This window comes from Microcystis sp. LEGE 08355 (assembly GCF_015207185.1).
Classification (GTDB): Bacteria; Cyanobacteriota; Cyanobacteriia; order Cyanobacteriales; family Microcystaceae; genus Microcystis; species Microcystis panniformis.
Genome location: NZ_JADEXI010000279.1, coordinates 1 through 6002, shown reverse-complemented (window position 1 = coordinate 6002; position 6002 = coordinate 1). Strand labels below are relative to the sequence as shown.

The 6002-nt window shown below is 47.6% G+C and carries 6 protein-coding genes; 3 read left to right on the top strand and 3 right to left on the bottom strand.

What is annotated here, in order from left to right:
• Positions 1 to 1271 (bottom strand): J domain-containing protein (locus tag IQ242_RS14560; RefSeq protein ID WP_370583003.1); only part of this gene is annotated, 1271 nt, incomplete at its 3' end.
• A gap of 47 nt (positions 1272 to 1318) precedes the next feature.
• Positions 1319 to 2524: an RNA-guided endonuclease TnpB family protein gene (locus tag IQ242_RS14555; protein ID WP_193960456.1), complete on the bottom strand. Its 1206-nt coding sequence runs from the start codon at positions 2522 to 2524 to the stop codon at positions 1319 to 1321.
• Positions 2525 to 2840: 316 nt separating this feature from the next.
• Here IQ242_RS14555 and pdhA point away from each other — a divergent pair, with 316 nt between their 5' ends.
• On the top strand, positions 2841 to 3875 hold the full coding sequence (gene pdhA, locus IQ242_RS14550; RefSeq protein WP_002733307.1) for a pyruvate dehydrogenase (acetyl-transferring) E1 component subunit alpha: 1035 nt from the start codon (positions 2841 to 2843) through the stop codon (positions 3873 to 3875).
• 194 nt (positions 3876 to 4069) lie between these two features.
• On the top strand, positions 4070 to 4852 hold the full coding sequence (locus tag IQ242_RS14545; RefSeq protein WP_193957269.1) for a hypothetical protein: 783 nt from the start codon (positions 4070 to 4072) through the stop codon (positions 4850 to 4852).
• A gap of 22 nt (positions 4853 to 4874) precedes the next feature.
• Here the strand turns inward: IQ242_RS14545 and IQ242_RS14540 are convergent, their stop codons facing one another.
• On the bottom strand, positions 4875 to 5216 hold the full coding sequence (locus IQ242_RS14540; protein ID WP_193960455.1) for a hypothetical protein: 342 nt from the start codon (positions 5214 to 5216) through the stop codon (positions 4875 to 4877).
• A gap of 34 nt (positions 5217 to 5250) precedes the next feature.
• On the opposite strand from IQ242_RS14540, the gene aat reads away from it, so the two are divergent.
• A complete protein-coding gene (gene aat / locus IQ242_RS14535; RefSeq protein ID WP_193960454.1) occupies positions 5251 to 5832 on the top strand; it encodes a leucyl/phenylalanyl-tRNA--protein transferase in 582 nt (193 codons plus the stop codon).
• The last annotated feature ends 170 nt before the right edge of the window (positions 5833 to 6002 follow it).

Here is a 6002-nt window from a genome sequence, read left to right as displayed (position 1 = left end):
TCTTGAACAGACACGGGAACTTTTTCGTCAGGAAAACCTGACAATTCTTCTAAATAATTTTGTACCTCTTCCTCGGCAAAATACTCTTTTAGTGAGGCTTTCCGCTCAACTAAATCACTAAAATGACAGAAAACTTCTGTTTGTAACCAACGCTCACCGTAACGACATAACCCAGGTAAAAGATCGGGAGATTGCCCGGATTGTTCCTTAATATAATTTAATATTTCTTGCTCTTGACTTTTTTCTAAAATTGTGCTTGCTTGTTCGGTTTGGCCGAGCAGCAGGGCGCAGATTGATCGCTCGAGGGAGACATCCTGATGTTTTTGTAATTGCTGTAGGCGATCGCTGGCTGCGACAATAGCGGCGGGTTGTTTTTGGGCGAAACCGCGGGCAATCAAGGCATAAACCAACAGATAATTACCCACCGACGAGGGGCGTTGTGCCTCTTTTGCCCAGATTTTTTCCTGTTCGGCCTGAGTTAAATAAACCCGTAACTGTTGAATAAAGCGTAAAAAATTATCCACCCCTAACCCAGAGCGATCGTCACCCTGGCCATCGATGCCGCCGCGAGCTTCTAACATCTCTTCCAAGAGATTCAAGCCGCGCTGACGGGCAAGACTAGGTTTTTTTTCCTGGGATAACAATTCCAGAATCCGGTAGGGACGCAGGCGATCGCAATCATGGCGAATCTCGCTGGCCACTTGCGGGAACATTTGTTCTTGTTCCAACCAAGTCAGGGCCTTGGCTGCGGTGCTGGCCGCCTGTTCATAATTTTTATCCTGCCAATATTCCCGACTTAATTCCCCGTAGGCCAAAGCCAAGGTTAAGATCATGTCTGGGCGAGTAGTTGGCTCTAAATCTAGATAAGTTTCGGCCAAACGAATCACTAACTCGTATTCTCCCAACTCTTGCAGGATGAGCAAAGCTCCCACTAGATCGGCGGGGGCAATGGTAATCTGGGGAGTGAGATATTCCGGCGAAGCGGCGGCCACCTCACCACCCTGAGAATCTAGGTTTTCGGCGCTGCTTTCTGGGTTGAGAAGCAGGGGATTGGGGTCGAAAAATTGAGCATCATAATCACGACGGCGATCCGCAGCACTTAACACCTGGTAAGCTTCATCTAACAAGTGCTGACGGGCAATGATCGCTGTTTGACTGTATTCTTGACGTGGCAATTGCCGTCCCCGGTCGGCGTGGGCCAAATCAATCTGCTCGGCACTCACCTGAAAGGGGATTCCCAATATCCTGTAGTAGTCGAGAGGAATTCGCACGGTTAGCTGTACCTCAACTCTGGAGAGTCCTTAGTAATCTACTCCCGTTAAAGCGTCAGCTTAACGGGAGCTTTCTGTAACCCTAAACTTATCGGGCAAGCCAATAAATTCGGCTCTCTGGGCTGGATTACACTCAGCCCCAAAAGTCTAATCATCTTGCTACCGTTCGCGTCTGCGTCACCAATCCAACCACAAGTCTTATTGCTACACTTAAACGATTTTCCGCTTCTAATTCCGATATGTAGGCAACAATGACAGGTTTGAGAGGTATATCGTGGATTAACCGCGATAACCTCAACTCCTTCTTTAATGCCTTTGTATTCGAGAAATTGTCGAAGTTGATAGAAAGCCCAAGAGTTAGACCGTCTTCTCTCGGTCTTATTTCGTGGTTGTTGATTGATTCTCTCTCGAATACCGGTTAGGTCTTCAATAGCGATAATCGAGTTAGTTAATTTTGCCTCGGCAACGATAGCTTTACTGATTACATGATTTAAGTGCGCTTGGTATCTTCTCTCCCGCCCCGATAGCCGTTTCAAGATCTCCCGACACCTACGCCTGGTGGATCTAGTGCCTTGAGACGCTTTCCTTTGCAGAGAAGCTCGAACGCGACTGTATTTATCCCTCGTTTCCTTGATTCCCTCCCCCGACCACGATTGATCGGTTGATGTTACCGCGATGTCACGACGGCCGAAATCGACCCCGATAATGTTATCCGCGTTGATAGGTTTCGGCGGTTCCGATTTTAGTTGGATGTGGACATACCAACCGCCGTCACGATGTAGGCAGATTTGAGCGGAGGTCGGATTTTGCCAGGTAAGTTTCCCCCGATGGTAATTGCTCGCTCTCAGGGGAATGGTTAACCGTTTCCCCGTGGTGCTAACAGTAATCGCCCAATCTTTCTCGACGAAACGGAAGGTTCGAGCGTCACAGTCGAAACTTGTTGGAGCAAAGTTCTTGACCTTCTTCCCTTGAAGTTTTGCTGTCAAACGATTAGCCGCCACCCGACCGCAAGCTCTGACAACGTGGTTAGCCGTCAATCCGAACCGATCCTTAACGTCCTGATAACAGACGGCTTGAATCGAGTTCCGGTTAGTCAGCCAGGGATTGACGTTCTCGTTAATCCAGCTACAAGCCGACGCAAAAGCCGTACAGGTATCGGACAGCGCTTGTTGTTGTTCGCTACATACTTGAAGCTTGATCACTAGCGTCAGGACTTGTTCCACGGCCTCAAAAAACTCACCAGCAGGAAGCATAACATATTTAGAGTCGATGCGCTACGCGCGTTTTATACTGGTCGGCATTCCTCCGCCGCCAACCCGTAGGGTGTAACGGGGGCATCCTGCCGACATCTAAGGTGAATTAAGTGATGTAAGTGAGAGCGGAGCGAGTAAAATAACAAGATACCATCTTATCCTAGCCAATCTCTGACTGACTAAGATTAGATTTGTAGAGAGAAAATACCAAGAACCCCTTGGTTTAAGCCTAAAAAATTCACTGCCAGAATTCTCGAACAATCTACCGCTTCCTCTCCCCCTGCCTTTTTGTTGTCTAAATGATACTACAGACCCTATGATTTCCGAACGTACTTTACCAACCTTTAATCCTGCTTCCATCATTATTACCAAAGCTGAAGGTCTTCGCCTATACGAGGATATGGTTTTGGGGCGGATGTTTGAAGATAAATGTGCCGAAATGTATTATCGGGGCAAAATGTTCGGTTTTGTCCACCTCTACAACGGTCAAGAAGCGATATCTAGCGGTATTATTAAAGCCTTGCGTCAGGGAGAAGATTACGTTTCTAGTACCTATCGCGATCACGTCCACGCCCTCAGTGCCGGAGTTCCCGCTCAAGAGGTAATGGCGGAGTTATTCGGCAAAGCTACCGGCTGTAGTAAAGGACGGGGCGGCTCCATGCATATGTTCTCCGCCGAACATAAGCTTTTGGGGGGTTACGCTTTTGTGGCCGAGGGGATTCCCGTCGCAACCGGGGCGGCTTTTCAAAGTAAATACCGTCGCGAAGCCATGGGTGATGCCAGTGCCGATCAGGTAACGGTCTGTTTCTTTGGGGACGGGGCGAGTAATAATGGCCAGTTTTTTGAGTGTCTGAATATGGCCGCTCTCTGGAAGTTGCCGATTATCTATGTGGTGGAAAATAATAAGTGGGCGATCGGTATGGCCCACGATCGAGCCACTTCTCAACCGGAAATCTATAAAAAAGCCAGTGTTTTTAGTATGGTCGGTGTGGAAGTGGACGGTATGGATGTGGTCGCCGTTCATGCCGCCGCCAGAGAGGCTGTAGCCCGCGCCCGCGCCGGTGAGGGACCGACTTTGATTGAGGCCTTAACCTATCGTTTCCGGGGTCACTCTCTGGCAGATCCCGACGAGTTACGCAGTGCTGACGAGAAACAATTCTGGGGCGAAAGAGATCCGATCACTCGCTTTGCCGCCTATCTCTACGAGCGAGATCTGGCCACGAGAGAGGAATTAAAAGAAATCGAGGAGAAAATTCAAGCTGAAATCGAGGCAGCGGTTAAATTTGCCGAATCTAGCCCCGAACCCGATCCTAGTGAACTAACTCGCTTTATTTTCGCCGAAGACGAGTAATTTCAGTGATCAGTTACCAGTTATTCAGAGTTGAGTAATCAGTAATCAGTGATCAGTGATCACTGATTACTTAAGGTATTCTATGAGGGGGAGCAGCAAAATCCCGCCTTGAATCTGGTTGTTGTGGAAAAAATCCGTAAAAACCAGTTGCGCTCTTGTATAATTCGCTAAAATCCAGAGAAATAGCTTTTGCCATGGCGACTACAGAAGCATTGAACCCCAGTCAGTTCGCATTCTTAACCAACCTCACCGCTGATCGTTCAAGTTCACCCAACCCACAAGAAGAAATGGACAAAGTTATCATTCTCGTTAATGCCGAAGCTCAGGCCAGTGGTCAGATGTCTCGCCTATCGCCCGTTACCGAAAAAATGGTGATTGCCTTAAAAAATGCGGTTCCTAAATCCTTGGCGGTGGAGGTGACGGGGACGGCTTCCTTGTGGTCAAAAATGGAGTCGGGTAAAACCAGCCAGAATAATTTAATCTGGTGTCCCTTAACAATTCAATTACCCAATTGGGTGAATTTTCCTGGTAAAAAAGTTTATCAAGCTTGTCGGGATATCGAAGAAAGACGCGCTTGGGTTGCCCATACCCTGCACTATAAAACCAGTCAGGGAGATTCTTCTTTTGGGGATCTTTGGTTGCCGATCACGGTGACATCTAAGGGTTTAGAATACGGTGAGGTAATCGGAGAAGGCATGATCCCTAACGCCTACAGTCAACCGATTAGTCTAGAAAGAGAGAGTCTTAAGTCTTTACATCGGCTGGCAGCGCAATTACTGGATAATTTACAGGCTCCTGCTTCTGTTTACTTGCTACAGTTTCGTCTGGCTCATCGAGAAGTGGTTTTTGATCGTCTCTGGCCTTTTCCAGCCGCACCTGCGATCGCTTCCCTGCGCGGTCAACAGACGGATCTCTATGCAGCCTACTGGAATTGTTTACGTCGGCAAGCAATGGTCGATCATTCCTTGGCAATTTAATCCAATAGCGGAGAAAAACTGTCTAACTTTGCCCACAACAGTGATCGATCCCCAAACTATCTAAAATTAAATCACTGACGGCGTTAGCGATGGCAAATTCACTATAAAAACTTTCGCGGAAATCAAAAGCTTGCATCTCGGTAACGATCGCAATTACTAGGCAACCGAGATCGTTTTCCCCTTCCAAACGCTGACGCAAAAAAATCTGACTAGCGCGTTCAGCGATAGTTTCATTAATAGCTTCGGGAATAAATTCCGCATCTAACCAATGATGTAAAGCGGTGCGCAGCCAAGTTTGTTCCTGTTGGGGATTTTCGATCGGTGGTAAAGTAATAGGCGGAATTGGTGCGGGATGATCGGGCATAATTAGAGAATGATCAGGCTACAAGACTGAATTCTTGGAGGGAGTCGTGGATACCGCCTCTATTATACAAGGATACGCACGCGGTTACTTTCTCATGGCCGATGAGGGGGGGCGATTGGATTGGTATTCTAGTAAAAATCGCGCTCTTATCCCTCTTGATCGGCGTTTTAGGTATCCCAAGTCCCTAAAACGAGTTTTGAATCAAAATCGCTTTAGCGTGGCTATTAACCGCGATTTTGCTGGGGTTTGTGCCGGTTGTGCCGATCGCTCGCTGACTTGGATTTCCCCGGAGTTAATGCAAATCTATCAGCAATTACACCAGGCCGGTTGGGCCTACAGTTTCGAGACTTGGCAAGGGGATCAATTAGCGGGGGGGATTTTAGGTTTAGCAATTCGCGGGGTTTTTATCGGGGAATCGATGTTCTATAAAATTCCCGATGGTTCTAAGGTAGCCATGGTCAAGTTAGTCGAACACCTTAGAGAACGGGATTTCTGTCTATTTGATGCCCAAATGCAAAATCCCCATCTGGCTAGATTTGGGGCCTATACTATCTCCGAAAAAGAATATCATCCCCTACTTGAAGGCGCTCTGTTGAAGCATTGCCATTTTGTTTAAGTAGGGCTTGCTGAATAAATCTAAAAACCTTGTTGGATCAGACTTTTAGACTTTTTTTCCCTCAAAAAGTGCCAGCCGTTGCGGGGATCGGGGGGAAAATTCCGGGACTTTTTCCCTGAAAATTAGGTAACTGACCACCTCAAAACCGGTAAAACCCCACACCCCACACC

Excerpts from the sequence above, each read along its gene's own strand:
- IQ242_RS14555 (WP_193960456.1), bottom strand. The coding sequence starts at position 2,524 with ATGCTTCCTGCTGGTGAGTTTTTTGAGGCCGTGGAACAAGTCCTGACG.
- pdhA (WP_002733307.1), top strand. The coding sequence starts at position 2,841 with ATGATTTCCGAACGTACTTTACCAACCTTTAATCCTGCTTCCATCATT.
- IQ242_RS14540 (WP_193960455.1), bottom strand. The coding sequence starts at position 5,216 with ATGCCCGATCATCCCGCACCAATTCCGCCTATTACTTTACCACCGATC.
- IQ242_RS14545 (WP_193957269.1), top strand. The coding sequence starts at position 4,070 with ATGGCGACTACAGAAGCATTGAACCCCAGTCAGTTCGCATTCTTAACC.